Below are 16,961 nucleotides of genomic sequence, written 5' to 3' on the forward strand. Positions count from 1 at the left end.
ACCCCCCACAACGACGAACGCCGGTCTCCGAGACAAGTCTCGGAGACCGGCGTCACTCAGCGCAGCCGATCAGTCACATTCGCCAACAGCGTCCGTCCAGCGGAGCGGGCCCTTCGTACGATCAGCGCGGCCGGCGGTCGATCACCGCCGGCGCGGCGTCAGTTCTTCCAGCGCGGCTTGCGGTCGTCGCGGTTGAAGCCGCCACGGTCGCGGTCGAAACCGCCGCGGTCACGGTTGAAGCCACCGCGGTCGGCCTGCGGACGGCCACCGGAGCGGTGGTCGTCGCGGCGCGAGAACGGACGGCTGCTGCCGCCGCGCTCGTCGCGGTCCCGGCCGAAGGCCGGACGGTCGCCGAAGGAACGGGCCGGACGGTCACCGAAGGAACGGCCGCCGCGGTCGTCACGGTCGCGGTTGAAGCCGCCGCGGTCGCCACCGCGGTCACGGTCGAAGCCACCCGAGCGACGGTCGTCACGGTCACGGCCGGCGAAGCCGCCGCGGTCGCGGTTGAAGCCGCCGCGGTCGCCACGGTCGCCACCGCGGTCACGGTCGAAACCGCCCGAGCGACGGTCGTCACGGTCACGGCCGCCGAAGCCGCCGCGGTCACGGTTGAAGCCGCCGCGGTCGCCACCGCGGTCACGGTCGAAACCGCCCGAGCGACGGTCGTCACGGTCCCGGCCGCCGAAGCCGCCGGAGCGGCGGTCGTCACGGTCGCGGTCCCGGCCGAAGCCGCCGGAGCGGCGGTCGTCGCGGTCCCGGTCGCCACCACGGTCGCGGTCGCGGTCCCGGGCGAAGGCCGGACGCTCGGTGCGCGCCTCGCGGTACGACGGGGTGCGCTCCTCGGCCTGCGGCGCGGCGGGCGCCTCGGCGGCGGCCGGAGCGGCCTCGGCCGCGGCGGACTCGCCGGTCTCCTCGGCGGCCGGCTCCTCGTCCACGATGCCCAGGTCGGCCCGCTCGCGCGCCGCACGGGCGGCCAGGCGGTCGGCCTCCTCGCGCAGCTCGGTGGCGCGGCGCTGCGCGCGCTCCAGCTGGCGGGTCATGTCGGCGATCTCGCGCTCGGCGGCACCGGCGATGTTGGCGGCGCTCTCGGCCTGGACCTCGGTCAGCGAACGGGCGCCGGTGATCTTGGCGACCTCGGCGTCGAAGGCGTGGTCCAGGATGTGGCGGCTGGCGTCGACGCCCGCGTCCTCCATCAGGCGGAAGACGCCGCGGCGCTGGTGCGGCAGCACCAGGGTGACGACGGCGCCCGAGCGCCCGGCCCGCGCGGTGCGGCCGGAGCGGTGCAGGTAGTCCTTGTGGTCGCCGGCCGGGTCCACGTTCAGGACCAGGTCGATGCCGTCGACGTGGATGCCGCGGGCGGCGACGTCGGTGGCCACGACGACGTTGGTGTAGCCGTCCTTGAAGTCGCCGAGGACGCGGGTGCGGGCGCCCTGGGTCATGCCGCCGTGCAGCGCGTCGGCCTTCACACCGGCCTCGATCAGCTGCTCGGCGACGCGGTCGGCGCCCATCTGGGTGCGGACGAAGATGATCGTGCGGCCCTTGCGGGCGGCGATCGCGTTGGTGATCGGCGCCTTGTCCTTGGGCTTCACCACGAGGATGTGGTGGGTCATGGTGGTGACGGCGCCGGCCGACGGGTCGACCTCGTGGGTGACCGGGCTCTTCAGGTAGCGCTTCACCAGGGTGTCGATCTCGTTCTCCAGGGTGGCGGAGAACAGCAGGCGCTGGCCGCCGGCCGGCACCTGGTCGAGGATCTCGGTGACCTCGGGCAGGAAGCCCATGTCGGCCATCTGGTCGGCCTCGTCGAGCACGACGGTCTGGACGTCGGCGAGCTTGGCGCTGCCGCGGTTCAGCAGGTCGCGCAGACGGCCGGGGGTGGCGACCAGGATGTCGACGCCACGCTCCAGCGCGTAGATCTGGTTCGACATCGAGGTGCCGCCGCAGACGACCTTGAGCTTGAGGCCGAGCACCGAGCCGAACGGCTCCAGGGCGTCGGCGACCTGCATGGCCAGCTCGCGGGTCGGGACCAGGATCAGGCCGCGCGGGTGCTTGGGCTTGGTGCGCTCGCCGTCGGCGAGGCGGGTCAGCAGCGGGAGGCCGAAGCTGAGGGTCTTGCCGGAGCCGGTGCGGCCACGGCCCAGCACGTCCTTGCCAGCCAGGGCGTCCGGGATGGTCGCGGCCTGGATCGGGAACGGGGTGGTGACGCCGCGCTTGGCGAGGGCACGCACGACGTCGTCGTGCAGGCCCAGGTCGCCGAACGTGATCGTGGGCTCGGCGGCCGCCTCCTCGGTGGCCTCCACGGCCTCGGCGATCACCTCGTCCGCGGCGGTGTCGAGGGTGTCGATGGAGTCGGTGACATCGGCGGCGGCCTCGTTCGCGGGCATGGCGAAGCGGGCGTCGTCAACGAGAGACATGCAAAACCTTCCGGAAGTGGCACGCGCCAAAGTCCGGGGTTCTGTTTCACAACCGCCTCTATGCGGTCAGCCACGGATCGCCGGAACGCGCCAAGGGCGCCAGATGGGTGTAGGGCGCCAATCAAATGAATCAAACGAACGATCTACCACCATAGAGGACCCTGGGGATCGGAGGCAAATGCCCTGGACAGGACGCTAATGCCCACCGGCACGCGGGCTCGGTGCCGAGGAACCGGAGCTGCCCGACGAGGGCTCCGGGAGCGGCGGCACGGTCACGGGGGGCGAACTGTGCTCCGGCTCCGGAGTGTTCGACGGGCGGCTGCTCGGCGTGGCCGACGGCGAGCCCGCCGAACCGCCCGAGCGGCCCTCCCCGGTACCGCCCGCCCCGCCCGTACCGCCGGCGCCCGCCGTGCCACCGGAGCCGGTCGGCCCGCCGCCGCCCGGGTGCGGCGCCGGGCTGGTGTTCACGCCGCCCGCCGAACCACCCCCCGGCTCGGCGTCGGGCGGCCCCGGCACCGGGACCACCCCGGCCACCGTCCCGGTCGCCCCGGGCAGCACCTCGCCCGGCGCCGAGGTCGTGGGTCCGCCCGGCGCGCTCTCGGCCTGCAGGCCGCCCGGCCGCTCCGGGCGCCCCGACGCACCGCCCGGGTGCCCGGCCCCCGGCGAGGCCGAGGGCCCGCCCGTCGCGCCCGGCCGGCCCGCCGGACCGGCCTGCCCGACCGGTGCCACCCCGCCGTGCCGCTCCTCCGCCGCCGGACCGACCGACATGCAGCCCGTCAGCCCCAGCCCGGCCACCGTCAGCACCGCCGCCGCCCGCACGGCGCGCGAGCGCAGGACCGCCGCGTTCCGTGCCCGAACCGCCCGTACCGCTCGCACTGCCCGAACCGACCGCACTGCCCGAACCGACCGCACCGACCGCACCGAAGCCACCGAGGTCCCTCTCTACCGCCCCGCCCGGGCCGCCCGCTCGCGGCCGCTTTCGGTGCCCAACGCGCGCCCGGCCCGGCGGGACACGGGCGCGGCGGCAGTTGGCCCGGCCGGCGCCCCGGCCGCCGACTCAGCCCCAGAGGGCCGAGGCCAGCCCCGCCCCCGCGTAGACCGCGGCCAGCCCGGCGGCCACGCTGCCGGCCGCGTTCGCCAGCGCGTACCGCCCGGCGCCGGTCTCGGCCAGCCGCAACGTCTCGTACGAGAAGGTCGAGTAGGTGGTCAGTGCACCGCAGAGCCCCGTCCCCAGCAGCAGTTGGACCCGCGAGGACGCCGCGCCCACCGCCACCGCGCCGGTCACCGTCCCGAGGATCAGGCAGCCGACCACGTTCACCGTGAAGGTGCCCCACGGGAAGACCGAGTCGTGCCGGGACTGCACCGCCCGGTCCGTCAGGTACCGCAGCGGAGCGCCGACCACCGCGCCCGCCACCACCAGCAGCCAGTTCACTCCGCCGACGCTCCCCGGCCCGCACCGCCGCCGGGCCCACCGCCCGTGCCGCCGCCCGGCCCGCTGTCGGCGCCGCCACCCGGCCCGCGCCCGGTGTAGGTCACCACCTCGCACCGGTCCAGCAGCACCAGGCCCTCCGCCACCAGCCCGTCCAACTGCGGCAGGAACGCCCGCACCCGCTCCTCCTCGTCCACGATCACCACCGCCACCGGCAGGTCCTCGCTCAGCGACAGCAGCCGCGTGGTGTGCACCATCGACGACGCCCCGAACCCCTCGATCCCCCGGAACACGCTCGCCCCGGCCAGCCCGGCCGCCCGCGCCCGGTGCACGACCTCGCTGTACAGCGGGCGGTGGTGCCACCGGTCGCTCTCCCCGACCAGCACCGTCAGCCGCAGCGCCGGCCCGGACAGCCGGGTCACCGCACACCCCCGCCGGCCGCCGGGCCGCCCCCGGCCGCCCCGCGGCGGACCGCACGGTGGATCAGACGCCTGGTCAGCCCCGCCGCCGCCCACACCGCGACCAGCGCGCCCAGCAGCGTCAGCCCCAGGTACGCCAGCCCCGGCCCGAGCCGGCCCGCCTCCAACAGCCGGCGGACGTCCACCGCGTACGTCGAGAAGGTGGTGAACCCGCCGAGCACGCCGGTGCCGAAGAACGGCCGCACCAGCGGGTGCGCCTGGCGCCCCTCGGTGATCACCACCAGGAACACCCCGATCACCGCGCAGCCGACCACGTTGACCAGCAGCGTCGTCCACGGGAAGGCTTTCGGCCCGGTCTCCCAGCCGAGGCCGGCCGCGTACCGGGCCACCGCCCCGATCGCCCCGCCGACCGCGACCACCGCCACCGCCGGCCCCTGCCCGCGCAGCACCGGCGGCCGGTGCCGCACCCGCGCCGCGGCCGGCGGCGTCCCGGGCGGCCCGCCCACCGTGTCGCCCAGGGCGCCCTCCGAGGTCGTCATAGCCCCATCAAACACCGGCGTCCGCCACCTGGCACACCGTCACCCCAGACCCGACAATGATCCGGTGGAGATGACCCGGGAAGAGTTCGAGACGCTGGTCAGCGACGCGCTCGACCAGATTCCCCCGCAGCTCGCGGCCATGATGGACAACGTCGCGATCTTCGTCGAGGACGAACCCGAACCGAGCGACCCCGAGCTCCTCGGCCTCTACGAGGGCACCCCGCTCACCGAACGCGGCGAGTGGTACGCGGGCGTCCTGCCCGACCGCATCCTGATCTACCGCGGCCCGACCCTCCGCCACTGCGAGACCCGCGAGCAGGTGGTCGAGGAGGTCCGCACCACCGTGATCCACGAGGTCGCCCACCACTTCGGCTTCGACGACCACGAGCTCGACGAACTCGGCTGGTCCTGACCCCCTCCGCGGCCCCGCGCCGCGCCCGCTCCGCCCCGCCCCGCAGGCCGCCCCACCCGCCCGGCCGAAACCCGTTTTGGCGATCCGCCCGGCATCCCATATGCTTCTCGACGTCCCCGAACGCTGGAAACAGCGGGACAGGCCGCAAGCCCTCATCGTCTAGTGGCCCAGGACGCCGCCCTTTCAAGGCGGTAGCACGGGTTCGAATCCCGTTGGGGGCACGCAGTACCGCATTACCGTAGTAAAGTGCAGTGCCGCAAGACCTTAGTGGTTCGCCACTACCAGGTCCCGTGGAGCAGTTGGTTAGCTCGCCACCCTGTCAAGGTGGAGGTCGCGGGTTCAAGTCCCGTCGGGATCGCTCGTCTCGCAAGAGACGCGCAGTACGGCCAGGTAGCTCAGTTGGTACGAGCGTCCGCCTGAAAAGCGGAAGGTCGCCGGTTCGACCCCGGCCCTGGCCACATCGCCTGACCAGGCACGATGCCCCTGAAGCGGATCGCTTCGGGGGCATTTTCATGCCGTTTGACGCCAACGGCACGGCGGACGGCGGTCAGCTGCGGGAACGAGCGAGGCCCCCGCAACGGCCCGAGGATCGGGGTCCACGGCGAGCATCGTGTAGGAGCGCTGTCGGTCCCGGCGCCGGACTACTCTGAGGATGTTGCCCGGCACACCCCAGGAGACACCGCGCATGAACCCGGAGCACTTCGCACTCCTCGAAGAAGCCCGCCGGAGCCTGCCCGACGGATTCAAGGTGGAGATCTCGGGCGACACCATCGTCATGATGGTCAGCACCTCGGGCATCCACCAGCGGAACCTGCTGCTGGTCCGCCGCCAGTTCGACAGGCACGCCCCGGTCGAACTGCTGCCGAGCGAGAACACCGACCTGGTGTCGCCCAATGTCGGCAAGAGCCGCAACCCGGACCTGACCTACCTTCCGAGCGAGGCCTTGGAGACGTCCGACAACCAGGTCCCGTCCGAGCTCGCCGCCGTCGCCGTCGAGCTGGTATCCCCCTCGAACCCGGAGAACGACTGGGTGGGGAAGGTCCGCGACTACCCGTTGATGGGCATCCCGTTGTACCTGCTGGTCGACGCCCGGCAGAAGACCGTCACCCTGTTCAGTCGGCCCGACGGTACGAAGTACCACCGCCGCGAGGACATCGAGTTCGGCGAGACGCTGCACATCCCCGAACCGTTCGGCTTCGATCTGGTCACGAGCGACCTGCTGCCGTACTGACCTGCGCCGGATCGCGTTCGGGGGCATTCCCCTGCCCCGGCGTGGTCTGAAAGCGGAAGGTCGCCGGTTCGACCCCGGCCCTGGCCACAACAGGGAAGCCCCCGTGGCGATTTCGCTACGGGGGCTTCGTCGTTCCCGAGCCCGGCCACTCCGGTCGATGCCCGGGGAGAGCCCTTCGGCTTCGAGCCGGTGACCGACGGGCTGCTGCCGCACTGACCGCCGGTCCGCCCCGGATCCCCCCGCAGGGGGAGGGGGAACCGTCGGCAGGACGATCCGCCGGGGCGGGGCCGGGCGGGACGGTAGGAGCATGGAGACGACGAGGGACACGGGCTGGAACCGGCTGGCGGCGCGGGCCGGGTACGTGGCGGCGGCGTGGGCGGTGGCCTTCGCGCTGGTGCACCTGTACTGGCTGGCCGACGGGCGGCTCGGGCTGCCGGAGGGCCGCTCGGTGTGGAGCAGCACGCCGCTGCTGGTGATCGACGTGATCGCGATCCCGCTGTGCGCGGTGGCCGCGGCGGTGGCGCTGGCGCCGCTGCGGCGGTGGGGCGGGCGGGTGCCGGCGCGGCTGCTGACCGTCGCGCTGTGGGGCACCACCGCGCTGCTGGTGCTGCACGCCGCGCCGTCCGTCCCCGATTGGTTCGCCCTGGCCGTCGGCAGCCGGTCGAGTGCCGGGCTGGACGCGATGGCCCGGTTCGCGACCTTCGGCTACGAGCCGTTCTTCCTGTTCGGCGGGGTCCTCTTCGGCGTCACCGCGCTCGGCCGCCGGGCGTCCCGCCGGCCGGCCCTGCGCCCGGCCGTGCGGACAGCCGTGCGGTGAGCCAGTCGGCGGTGGGGGCGAGCCAGTCCGGCAGAGCGGTGCCGAGCAGGTGGTTGCCGTGCGGGACGAGGAGGAGTTCGGCGTCGGGCGCGTGCTCGGCCAGCACGGTGGCGTCGGTGACGCCCGGGATGCGGTCCTCGCCGCCCTCGACCACCAGCAGCGGGACGGCGATCCGCGGCGCGAGGGCGGTCAGGTCGATCCGGCCGGCGAAGGCTCGGGCCGCCTCGTACCCGCCGCAGCGCTGGGCGAGGGTCGCGGTGACGAACGGGACCAGACCGTCCCAGTCCAGCCGGTACGGGCCGCTGACCACCGCGGCGGCGCACAGCCGCGGCTCGTGGGCGGCGGCCTCGGCGACGTAGTAGCCGCCCAGGCTGAGGCCGATCACGGCGGTCCGGGCCGGGTCCAGGCCGTCCCGGCGGGCGAGCGCGTCGAGGGCGCGCCCGACGACCCGGTGGTACTCGGGCTCCGGCGCGCTGCGGGCGGCCAGCACGCCCTGTCCGGGCCCGTCGACGGCGAGCACCGCGACGCCGCGGGCCAGCAGGGCCTCGGCCACCGCGTGGAACTCCTCCTTGCCGGAGTCCATCCCCGGCACCACCACCACGACCGGCGCCGGCGGGCCGCCCGCCGCCGGGCGGCGCAGCCAGCCCGCGAAGCCCTCGCCCTCGACCCGCTCGGCGCCCGGTTCGAGCAGCGCCAGCGCCCGCCGCATCGCCTCGTCGGCCTCCTCGGCGGCCTCGGCCGCGGCGGCCCGGTCGGGGTGCGGGAGCAGCCCCGCGAAGTGGAACCAGCGGGCGGCGCTCCGGTACGCCTCGCCGGCGGTGACCGTCCGGCCCTCGGCGGCGGCGCGCTCCGCCGTCCCGGTGTACCGGCGGCCGGCGGCGCGGCAGGCGGCCGGCCAGTCGTGCAGGGAGGTCAGCGGGTCGGTGACCCGGTCGTACTCGTAGAGGTCCAGGCCGGCGCCGTGGGCGCGGGGGCGGGTCTCGGCGACGAAGGCGGGCAGCAGGCCGGCGGTGTCGAGGAAGGACAGGTCGGGCACGGCGGGGTTCCCTTCGGGACGGGTTCGAGGCGCGGTTCACGGACGAAGCTCGGGCGCGGGGCTCGGGCGCGGGGCTCAGGAGACGGTCAGCACGGCCTTGCCGCGGATCCGGCGCTCGCGCAGGTCGGTGAGCACGGTGGCGGTCTCGGCCCAGGGCGCGACCCGGCCGAGTTCCGGGGTCAGCCGGCCCCGGTCCGTCAGGCGCACCAGCGCGGCCAGGTCCGCGCCGTCGGGCACGTCGGAGTCGGCGTAGTGGAAGTGCCGGACGACCGCCGACTCCGGGCCCTTGAAGAAGTCGAAGAAGTCGAGCGTGGCGGGCGTCCGGGAGGCCTGGCCGAACCAGATCAGGGTGCCGCGCCGGGCGAGCCGGGCCAGCGCGAGCGGCAGCGCGGCGCCGCCGGTGGACTCCAGCACCAGGTCGTACGGTCCGCGCGCCGCGGCCACGTCGTGGACCACCTCGGCCGCCCCCAGCTCGGCCAGCCGCCGGCCGCGCTCCGGGGAGGCGGTGACGGCGGTCAGCTCGGCCCCGGCCGCGGCCGCCAGCTCGGTGACGTAGTGGCCGACGCCCCCGGAGGCCCCGGTGAGCAGCACCCGCCGCCCGGCCAGGGCCCCCGCCGTGCGGAGCAGCCGCAGCGCGGTGAGGCCGGCGAGCGGCAGCGCGGCGGCCCGTACGGCGTCCAGGCTGTCGGGCAGTTCGGCGAGGGAGGACGTCGGGACGCAGACGTACTCGGCCCACCCACCGGCCGGCGGGTGCGCCACCACCCGTCGGCAGACCGCGGGCCCCGACCCGTCGGCGGCGGCCTGCACCACCAGCCCGGCCACGTCCTTCCCCGGCCGCCACCCGGCCCGGGGCGCCTCCAGCTGGAAGGTCTCGCCCCGGTTCACCGAGAACGCCTCGACCTTCACCAGCGCCTCGCCCGGCTCCGGTCGCGGCTGCTCCACCTCCGCGAACCGCACCGGCTCCGCCGTCCGCCCCGTCGCCACCAGCGCCTTCATCCCCACTCCTCCGTCGGTCACCCCCTCACCACACCGCGCCCCGCCCCGGCCGGTCCAACAACCACCGGACGGCGACGACAACCGGCGGTTGTGGGGCTGCCGGGCGACGGCCGGGACGCCTCCGCGCCGACGGCCCGTCAGGGCCTAAGGTGCCCGGGTGGATCTGGATCTGGCGCAGGTGCGGGGGTTCGTCGTCGCGGCCGAGGAGTTGCACTTCGGACGGGCGGCGGGGCGGTTGGGGATCAGTCAGCAGGGGCTGTCGAAGCGGGTGGCGCGGCTGGAGGCCGCGCTGGGGGTGCGGTTGCTGGAGCGGGACGCCCGCGGGGTGGGGCTGACCGGGGCGGGGCAGCGGTTCCTGGAGCCGGCGCGGCGGTTGCTGGCGCAGGGGGAGCGGGCGGTGGCCGCCGTGGGCTGTGCGGCGCGGCCGCTGCGGATCGACGTGTGGGGGCACCTGTACGCGCCGATGCGGACACTCGCGCAGGCGGTGGACGCGGCGCCGGGGCTGGCGGTGGAGCCGGTGCCCGGCCGGGACCTGCCGTCGGTGGCGGCGGCGCTGCAGCGCGGGGAGTCGGACGCCGGGTTCGGCCGGGTGCACCCGCTGCCGGACGGCGGCGACGCCGGGCTGACGCACCGCCTGGTCCGGCTGGAGCCGGTGGACGCGCTGCTGAGCACCGGCCATCCGCTGGCCGACCGCGACGTGCTGAGCCCGGCGGAGCTGCACGACAGCGCCCTGCGCTACCCGGCGGCGGTGGACCGGCTGGACTTCCTCACCCGCTTCGCGACCCGCTTCGGCGTCGCGCGCCGGGTCGGCTCGACCAACCTGGGTCTGGAGCACTTCCTGGACGAGGTCCGCACCGACCCGTCCTGCTTCTCCCTCGTCCCCGCCGACACCCCGCTCCCCGACCGCCCGGGTGTCCGGACCGTGCCGCTGGCCGACCCGACCCCGCTGTACGCCTGGTCGCTCCTCTGGCGGGAGGACGCGTCCACCGACCCGCACCCGCGGCTCGACGGGCTGCTCAAGGCCTTCACCACCGAGGCGGCCCGCGGCCGCTGGCTGGAGTACGACCCCGCCCGCGACTGGCTCCCGGACGCGGACGAGGCAGCGCTCCAGCCGTAGGGGCGAACGAGGCCGCGCCCCAGCCGTGGCGCACGGCAGCGACGGCGCCACACCGCCGAGCCGCACCTCCTCGCCCCTCCCGGGCCCGCAACGGCCGCGGACCGTTGCCCGCCGTTCGCGAATCGCCACCGGCGGCTGTGACACTGGAGGGGCTCGAAAACCGAGGTGCGCTCCGCCGTGCCTCCTTGCGAACCTAGAGGGATGCCCGCAGTGAGTTCTCCCGCAGTCCAGTCCGCCCCCGCGCCCGCCGAGGGCCCCGGCATCGGCGAGCTGGCCGCCCGCCTGCCCGAGCTGACCCTGCGCGACGAGGTGCGGATCGGGCGCCGGCTGGAGGGGGCCCGCCGGGTCCGCAAGGCCGAGGCCCGGCAGAAGGTCGCCGCCGAGATCGCGGCCGACATCGAGCGCGCCGAGTTGCTGGTCGAGCAGCGCCGGAACGCCGTCCCGACGATCACGTATCCCGCCGAGCTGCCGGTCAGCCAGAAGAAGGACGAGATCCTGGCGGCGATCCGGGACCACCAGGTGGTGATCGTCGCGGGCGAGACCGGCTCCGGCAAGACCACCCAGATCCCGAAGATCTGCCTGGAGCTCGGCCGCGGCGTGCGCGGCCTGGTCGGCCACACCCAGCCGCGCCGGATCGCCGCCCGCACGGTGGCCGAGCGGGTCGCGGAGGAGCTGGACAGCCCGCTCGGCGAGGCGGTCGGCTGGAAGGTCCGGTTCACCGACCAGGTCGGCCAGGACACCCTGGTCAAGCTGATGACGGACGGCATCCTGCTCGCGGAGATCCAGACCGACCGCGACCTGCGCCAGTACGACACCCTGATCATCGACGAGGCCCACGAGCGCAGCCTCAACATCGACTTCATCCTCGGCTACGTCAGGCAGCTGCTCCCCCGCCGCCCGGACCTCAAGGTCGTGATCACCTCCGCGACCATCGACCCGGAGCGCTTCGCCCGGCACTTCGGCGACGCCCCGATCATCGAGGTCTCCGGCCGCACCTACCCAGTGGAGGTCCGGTACCGGCCGATCGTCGAGGACGGCGCCGAGGACGACGGCGACGAGGCGGACCGCGACCGGGACCAGGTCCAGGCGATCTGCGAGGCCGCCCAGGAGCTGCAGGCCGAGGGCCCGGGCGACATCCTGGTCTTCCTCTCCGGCGAGCGCGAGATCCGCGACACCGCCGACGCCCTCAACCGGCTGAAGCTGAGGAACACCGAGGTCCTGCCGCTGTACGCCCGGCTCAGCTCGGCCGAGCAGCACCGGGTCTTCCAGCGCTCCAACAGCCGCCGGATCGTCCTGGCCACCAACGTGGCCGAGACCTCGCTGACCGTCCCCGGCATCAAGTACGTGATCGACCCGGGCACCGCCCGGATCTCCCGCTACAGCCACCGCACCAAGGTGCAGCGGCTGCCGATCGAGGCGATCAGCCAGGCCAGCGCCAACCAGCGCAAGGGCCGCTGCGGCCGCACCTCGGACGGCATCTGCATCCGGCTGTACTCGGAGGAGGACTTCCTCTCCCGCCCCGAGTTCACCGACGCCGAGATCCTGCGCACCAACCTGGCCTCGGTGATCCTGCAGATGACCGCGGCCGGCCTCGGCGACATCGCCGCCTTCCCGTTCCTGGACCCGCCGGACTCGCGCAACATCAAGGACGGCGTCCACCTGCTGCACGAGCTGGGCGCGCTGGACCCGGACGAGAAGGACCCGCGCAAGCGCCTCACCCAGCTCGGCCGCAAGCTCGCCCAGCTCCCGGTGGACCCCCGGATGGCCCGCATGGTGCTGGAGGCGGACCGCAACGGCTGCGTCCGCGACGTCATGGTGATCGCCGCCGCCCTGTCCATCCAGGACCCGCGCGAGCGACCCGCCGAGAAGCGCCAGGCCGCCGACGACCGGCACCGCCGGTTCACCTCGGAGACCTCGGACTTCCTCTCCTACCTGGCGATGTGGCGCTACGTCCGCGAGCAGCAGAAGGAGCTGTCCTCCTCGGCCTTCCGCCGGATGTGCAAGGCGGAGTTCCTCAACTACCTGCGGATACGGGAGTGGCAGGACATCTACACCCAGCTGCGCACCGTGGCGAAGCAGTTGGGCGTGACGATCGAGGAACCGCACCCCGACGCCGAGCCGGACGCCGACCGGATCCACCAGTCCCTGCTGGCCGGGCTGCTCTCCCACATCGGCCTGTTCGACGTGGAGAAGCGCGAGTACGGCGGCGCGCGCGGCGCCCGCTTCGCGGTCTTCCCGGGCTCCGGCCTGTTCAAGAAGCCGCCGCGCTGGGTGATGTCGGCCGAGCTGGTGGAGACCTCCCGGCTCTGGGCCCGGATCAACGCCAAGATCGAGCCGGAGTGGGTCGAGCCGCTGGCCGGCCACCTGATCAAGCGCAGCTACAGCGAGCCGCACTGGGAGAAGAAGGCCGGCGCGGTGCTGGCGTACGAGAAGGTCACCCTCTACGGGATGCCGGTCGTCGCCCAGCGCAAGGTCAACTACGGGCGGATCGACCCGGAGCTCTGCCGCGAGCTGTTCATCCGCAACGCGCTGGTCGAGGGCGACTGGGAGACCCACCACCGGTTCTTCGCGGAGAACCGCAAGCTGCTCGGCGAGGTCGAGGAGCTGGAGAACCGGGCCCGCCGCCGGGACATCCTGGTGGACGACCAGACCCTGTTCGACTTCTACGACGCCCGGCTGCCCGAGGACGTCGTCTCCACCCGGCACTTCGACTCCTGGTGGAAGAAGGCCCGGCACGAGCAGCCGGACCTGCTGAACTTCGAGAAGTCGATGCTGATCAACGACGCCGCCGACGGCGTCACCGAGGCCGACTACCCGGACCACTGGCAGCAGGGCAAGCTGCGCTTCCAGCTGACCTACCAGTTCGAGCCGGGCAGCGACGCGGACGGCGTGACGGTGCACATCCCGCTGCCGGTGCTCAACCAGGTCACCGCGGAGGGCTTCGACTGGCAGATCCCCGGCCTGCGGGAGGAGCTGGTCACCGCGTACATCAAGTCGCTGCCGAAGGCGATCCGGCGCAACTTCGTCCCGGCGCCGGACTTCGCCAAGGCGGCGCTGCGCGCGGTGAAGGACCGCCAGGAGCCCTTGCTGCCCGCCCTGGAGCACGCCCTGAAGCGGCTGACGGCCGTCACCGTGCCGCCGGAGGCCTGGGACGACGAGCGGGTGCCGGAGCACCTCAAGGTGACGTTCCGGGTGGTGGACGGGCGCCGCAAGCTCGCCGAGTCCAAGGACCTGGAGGAGCTGCGGCTGAAGCTCAAGCCGAAGCTCAAGGAGACGCTGTCCTCGGCCGCCTCCGGCCAGGGCATCGAGCAGGGCGGGCTGACCGCCTGGCCGGAGTCCCTGCCGGTCCTGCAGCGCACCTTCGAGCAGCGCTCGCGCGGCCACTCGCTGCGCGCCTACCCGGCGCTGGTGGACGAGGGGACCGCGGTCGGCATCAAGCTGTTCGACACCCCGGAGGCCCAGACGCAGGCGATGTGGGAGGGGACGAGGCGCCTGCTGATGCTGACCACCAACTCCCCGGCCAAGTCGATCCAGGGCCGGCTGGGCAACCAGGCGAAGCTGGCGCTCTCGCACAGTCCGCACGGCTCGATCGGCGCGCTCTTCGAGGACGTCGTGTCCGCGGCGACGGACCGGCTGATGACCCTGGCCGGCGGCCCGGCCTGGGACGAGGCGGCCTTCGGCAAGCTGCACGACAAGGTGCGCGCGGACCTCTACGAGCTGTCCGCGGACACCACGTTGAAGACGGCCACCGCACTGATCGCCTTCCACAAGGCCTCGACCCGTCTGAAGACGGTGAGCAGCCCGGTGCTGCTGAACGCGGTGAACGACGTCCGGCTGCACCTGGCCTCGCTGGTGCACCCGGGCTTCGTGACCGCGACCGGCTGGCAGCGGCTGCCGGACCTCAAGCGCTACCTGCTGGCGGTGGACCGCCGCCTGGAGGCGCTGCCCAACCACCCGCAGCGGGACGCCCAGCAGCTGCTGAAGGTGCAGCAGGTCCAGCAGGCGTACGGGGAACTGCTGGCAGCGGTGCCGGCCGGGCGGCAGCCCTCCGCGGAGGTGCGGGCGATCCGCTGGATGATCGAGGAGCTGCGGGTCAGCTTCTTCGCCCAGTCGTTGGGCACGCCGAGCCCGGTCTCGGAGAAGCGGATCATGAAGGCGATGGAGGCGGCGCGGGCCGCCCTCTGACCCGGGCCGCGGGGCAGCCCCCTGAGCTGCGGGTGGGCCTTCAGGAGCCAGTTCGACCTGGGGGCCCACCATGGGCTAGAGTCTGTCTTGTTCGCAGCGCGGCAAGCGAGTGAACGAGATCAGAAAACTCTGGTCCCGTGGAGCAGTTGGTTAGCTCGCCACCCTGTCAAGGTGGAGGTCGCGGGTTCAAGTCCCGTCGGGATCGCCGCAGTGCGAGAGGCCCGGAACCGTCAGGTTCCGGGCCTCTCGCTTTTTGCCGTCCGGCCCCACTACCCCGGACCGGCCACGTCCCACAAGTGACGGAGCGCGTGACGGTCGTCACCGGCCCTCCCCGAAAACCGGGTGCGGCACACCCCGCCCAAGGAACCCTTAATTTAATATGTAAAATTGCACTTCTATTCACTGTAAATCCCCCCCGCCCCTCATGCATCAAATCGTTATCCGGAGTTCAGCATTCCGACAGACCGGCGGGCGCGCGCGGGTACGACAAAAGGGGCCGCTTACCGGACCCGGCGGAGTCCGGTAAGCGGCCCCTTTAAAGAGCCTTTGGCCTATCAGGCCTCAGTGCGCTGAGCCGGAATCCCGGCCAGCAGAGCGCGCACCTCCGCCTCACGGTAACGGCGGTGACCGCCGAGCGTGCGAATCGACGTCAGCTTGCCGGCCTTGGCCCAGCGGGTGACCGTCTTCGGGTCCACGCGGAACATGGTGGCAACCTCTGCCGGCGTCAGCAGCGGCTCAGCATCAGGGGTACGAGCGGTCATGAGCGGCCTCCTCGGGAGAACCGAACCAGGGCGGTTCTATCCTTCAAATTCTGCACCTTGGCCCGCGATGCCCGAAATGGCATAGACGGGCCGAGTCGGTTATAGGACGAACGGCTTGTCCTGGTGTCTACAACTACACCATCCGTCCAGCCCTATCGACCAAACCGCCAAAATTGACCCCTCACGGGTTCAAGGCCGACGGATGGCGATGGACCACCCCATAACGGACAGTCACGCGACGATGACGTCCGGTTACGAAGGGACCAGACCCTCCGTTTCCCCGCAAAGCACGCATCGACTCCAGAACCACCCAAAAGTGGGCACGCTCACGTGAAGTTGGGCTGGTTGTCCCATTTTTGCACATAGGGGTAAGTTCGCGTCAACGGTGAGTAGTGTCACGTTCGGCAGCTATTGACCCGAACCGGGACCTTGGTCATCGGCGCTGCGGTCCGTAGGACTCTTACAGTCATACACGGGCGGTCGGACGTCAGTTCGCGTACCGCAACGCCAGCACCCGCCGCCACCGCACCGTCAGTTCCTCGTGGACCCGCAGCGCCTCCGCGGTGTCCCCCGCCCGCAGTGCGCGCAGGCCCTCCTCCAGCTCCCCCGCCGAACGGTCCGCCAACAACCGCTCCGGCCCCAGCAGATGCACCAGCCCCCCGTAGTCCAGTTCCACCAGCGAGCGCGGATGGAACTCCTCCAGCCACCGCCCGACCCGCTCCGCCCCCCGTGCCAGCTCCCCCTCCGGCACCGCCTCGCGCAGCGCCCGGTAGGCCCGCGCCACCCGTCGGCGCGCCTGGGCCATCGGCACCAAGTAGAACAGTGCGGCCGGCCGGCCGCCCCGCTCCCCCTCGCCTCCCGGCACCTCACCGCCCGGCACCCCACCGCCCGGCGCCGCCGCACCGCCGGGCACGAAGCAGCGATCCTCGTCCCCGAACGGCAGGAACCAGCGCACCGGCACCTCCCAGCGGCTGGTGAGGATCCACGGCCGGGCGTCCGGGTGCTCCGCCCGCCAGCGCTCCCGGTCCGCCTCCGCGGCCGCCCGGGTCGCGGGCGGCAGCGCGGTGTCCAGCAGTGCCACCGGCGCCCCGGCCCGCAGCTCCTCCAGCGCCTGCCAGCTGCGCAGCCTGGTCGCCCACGGGCAGACGTACAGCACGCCGTCCACCACCCGCAGGTACGCCCGCCCGCTCTCCCGCTCCGGCAGCGCCCGGGGCGTCCGCGCGACCAGCTCCGCGAGCGCCTCCCGCTGCTCCTCCAGCACCGCCGCCGCGACCGGCTGCGCCGCCTCCCCGGCGTCCGGCCCGCGCTCCGCCGCGTAGACCTGCCAGCGCGCCCGCTCGGGCTCCGGGTAGGCGGCCAGCGGCTCGTAGACCCGCAGGTGGGCGGCGTAGGGCGGCTGTACGGCAGTACGCACGACGGTCACGTCCTGCATGGTCGCACGGGCCGCGCGGGCCCGGGAGGGCGCGACCCCGAACCGTTCGCACCCCGACCGTGCACCCCCTTTCGTCTCACCCCTCGGACAACCGGCACAAGCTCGGACAAGAGGGCGGATCCGAGGCGCGCACCCGACTACGCTTCGCCTTAGGCGCCCGCACCACAGCAGCGGGCCTT

The 16,961-nt window shown here is 73.4% G+C and carries 13 protein-coding genes and 4 tRNA genes; 9 read left to right on the plus strand and 8 right to left on the minus strand.

Annotated elements, in window-relative coordinates:
- Positions 1 to 158: 158 nt before the first annotated feature.
- The 4 genes from ACZ7KX_RS09110 to crcB (ACZ7KX_RS09125) form a co-directional block, all read right to left on the minus strand.
- Positions 159 to 2,408 (minus strand): DEAD/DEAH box helicase, encoded by a 2,250-nt coding sequence (locus ACZ7KX_RS09110; RefSeq protein WP_470325933.1) that lies wholly within the window; start codon positions 2,406 to 2,408, stop codon positions 159 to 161.
- Between the two features lie 1,057 nt (positions 2,409 to 3,465).
- The gene (crcB, locus tag ACZ7KX_RS09115; protein ID WP_470325934.1) at positions 3,466 to 3,840 is read right to left on the minus strand and encodes a fluoride efflux transporter CrcB; all 375 of its coding nucleotides are present in this window, start codon (positions 3,838 to 3,840) and stop codon (positions 3,466 to 3,468) included.
- A complete protein-coding gene (locus ACZ7KX_RS09120; protein WP_470325935.1) occupies positions 3,837 to 4,259 on the minus strand; it encodes a DUF190 domain-containing protein in 423 nt (140 codons plus the stop codon). Before ACZ7KX_RS09120 ends, crcB (ACZ7KX_RS09115) begins: the two co-directional genes overlap by 4 nt.
- The gene (gene crcB, locus ACZ7KX_RS09125; protein WP_470325936.1) at positions 4,256 to 4,795 is read right to left on the minus strand and encodes a fluoride efflux transporter CrcB; all 540 of its coding nucleotides are present in this window, start codon (positions 4,793 to 4,795) and stop codon (positions 4,256 to 4,258) included. The genes ACZ7KX_RS09120 and crcB (ACZ7KX_RS09125) overlap by 4 nt, the downstream gene beginning before the upstream one ends.
- A gap of 70 nt (positions 4,796 to 4,865) precedes the next feature.
- On the opposite strand from crcB (ACZ7KX_RS09125), the gene ACZ7KX_RS09130 reads away from it, so the two are divergent.
- The 6 genes from ACZ7KX_RS09130 to ACZ7KX_RS09155 all read left to right on the plus strand — a co-directional run bounded on the left by ACZ7KX_RS09130 (position 4,866) and on the right by ACZ7KX_RS09155 (position 7,255).
- Positions 4,866 to 5,207, plus strand: coding sequence for a metallopeptidase family protein (locus ACZ7KX_RS09130; RefSeq protein WP_350526321.1), 342 nt, complete (start codon positions 4,866 to 4,868; stop codon positions 5,205 to 5,207).
- Positions 5,208 to 5,355: 148 nt separating this feature from the next.
- Positions 5,356 to 5,428: transfer RNA gene (locus tag ACZ7KX_RS09135), tRNA-Glu, on the plus strand.
- A gap of 63 nt (positions 5,429 to 5,491) precedes the next feature.
- A tRNA-Asp gene (locus tag ACZ7KX_RS09140) sits at positions 5,492 to 5,565 on the plus strand.
- A 26-nt stretch (positions 5,566 to 5,591) separates the two neighbouring features.
- Positions 5,592 to 5,665 (plus strand) — tRNA-Phe (locus ACZ7KX_RS09145).
- Between the two features lie 227 nt (positions 5,666 to 5,892).
- Positions 5,893 to 6,438 (plus strand): Uma2 family endonuclease, encoded by a 546-nt coding sequence (locus ACZ7KX_RS09150; RefSeq protein ID WP_470325937.1) that lies wholly within the window; start codon positions 5,893 to 5,895, stop codon positions 6,436 to 6,438.
- A 307-nt stretch (positions 6,439 to 6,745) separates the two neighbouring features.
- Positions 6,746 to 7,255, plus strand: a complete 510-nt coding sequence (locus ACZ7KX_RS09155; RefSeq protein ID WP_470325938.1) for a DUF3995 domain-containing protein — start codon at positions 6,746 to 6,748, stop codon at positions 7,253 to 7,255.
- On the opposite strand, the gene ACZ7KX_RS09160 is transcribed toward ACZ7KX_RS09155, so the two are convergent.
- On the minus strand, positions 7,185 to 8,291 hold the full coding sequence (locus tag ACZ7KX_RS09160; protein WP_470325939.1) for an alpha/beta hydrolase family protein: 1,107 nt from the start codon (positions 8,289 to 8,291) through the stop codon (positions 7,185 to 7,187). The genes ACZ7KX_RS09155 and ACZ7KX_RS09160 overlap by 71 nt on opposite strands.
- A gap of 75 nt (positions 8,292 to 8,366) precedes the next feature.
- Positions 8,367 to 9,287, minus strand: a complete 921-nt coding sequence (locus ACZ7KX_RS09165; protein ID WP_470325940.1) for a zinc-binding dehydrogenase — start codon at positions 9,285 to 9,287, stop codon at positions 8,367 to 8,369.
- A 157-nt stretch (positions 9,288 to 9,444) separates the two neighbouring features.
- On the opposite strand from ACZ7KX_RS09165, the gene ACZ7KX_RS09170 reads away from it, so the two are divergent.
- From ACZ7KX_RS09170 to ACZ7KX_RS09180, 3 genes are all read left to right on the plus strand, one after another.
- Positions 9,445 to 10,404 (plus strand): LysR family transcriptional regulator, encoded by a 960-nt coding sequence (locus ACZ7KX_RS09170; protein ID WP_470325941.1) that lies wholly within the window; start codon positions 9,445 to 9,447, stop codon positions 10,402 to 10,404.
- A gap of 201 nt (positions 10,405 to 10,605) precedes the next feature.
- Positions 10,606 to 14,589: an ATP-dependent RNA helicase HrpA gene (gene hrpA, locus ACZ7KX_RS09175; RefSeq protein ID WP_470325942.1), complete on the plus strand. Its 3,984-nt coding sequence runs from the start codon at positions 10,606 to 10,608 to the stop codon at positions 14,587 to 14,589.
- 131 nt (positions 14,590 to 14,720) lie between these two features.
- Positions 14,721 to 14,794, plus strand: a tRNA-Asp gene (locus ACZ7KX_RS09180).
- A 349-nt stretch (positions 14,795 to 15,143) separates the two neighbouring features.
- On the opposite strand, the gene bldC is transcribed toward ACZ7KX_RS09180, so the two are convergent.
- Both bldC and ACZ7KX_RS09190 read right to left on the minus strand, forming a co-directional pair.
- Positions 15,144 to 15,350 carry a developmental transcriptional regulator BldC gene (gene bldC, locus ACZ7KX_RS09185; protein WP_014137253.1) on the minus strand — a complete coding sequence of 69 codons (207 nt, stop codon included), beginning with the start codon at positions 15,348 to 15,350 and terminating at the stop codon, positions 15,144 to 15,146.
- Positions 15,351 to 15,837: 487 nt separating this feature from the next.
- A complete protein-coding gene (locus tag ACZ7KX_RS09190) occupies positions 15,838 to 16,773 on the minus strand; it encodes a DUF8083 family protein (RefSeq protein ID WP_470325943.1) in 936 nt (311 codons plus the stop codon).
- Between the last annotated feature and the right edge of the window lie 188 nt (positions 16,774 to 16,961).

The sequence above is a fragment of the Kitasatospora sp. NPDC038210 genome (assembly GCF_055600605.1).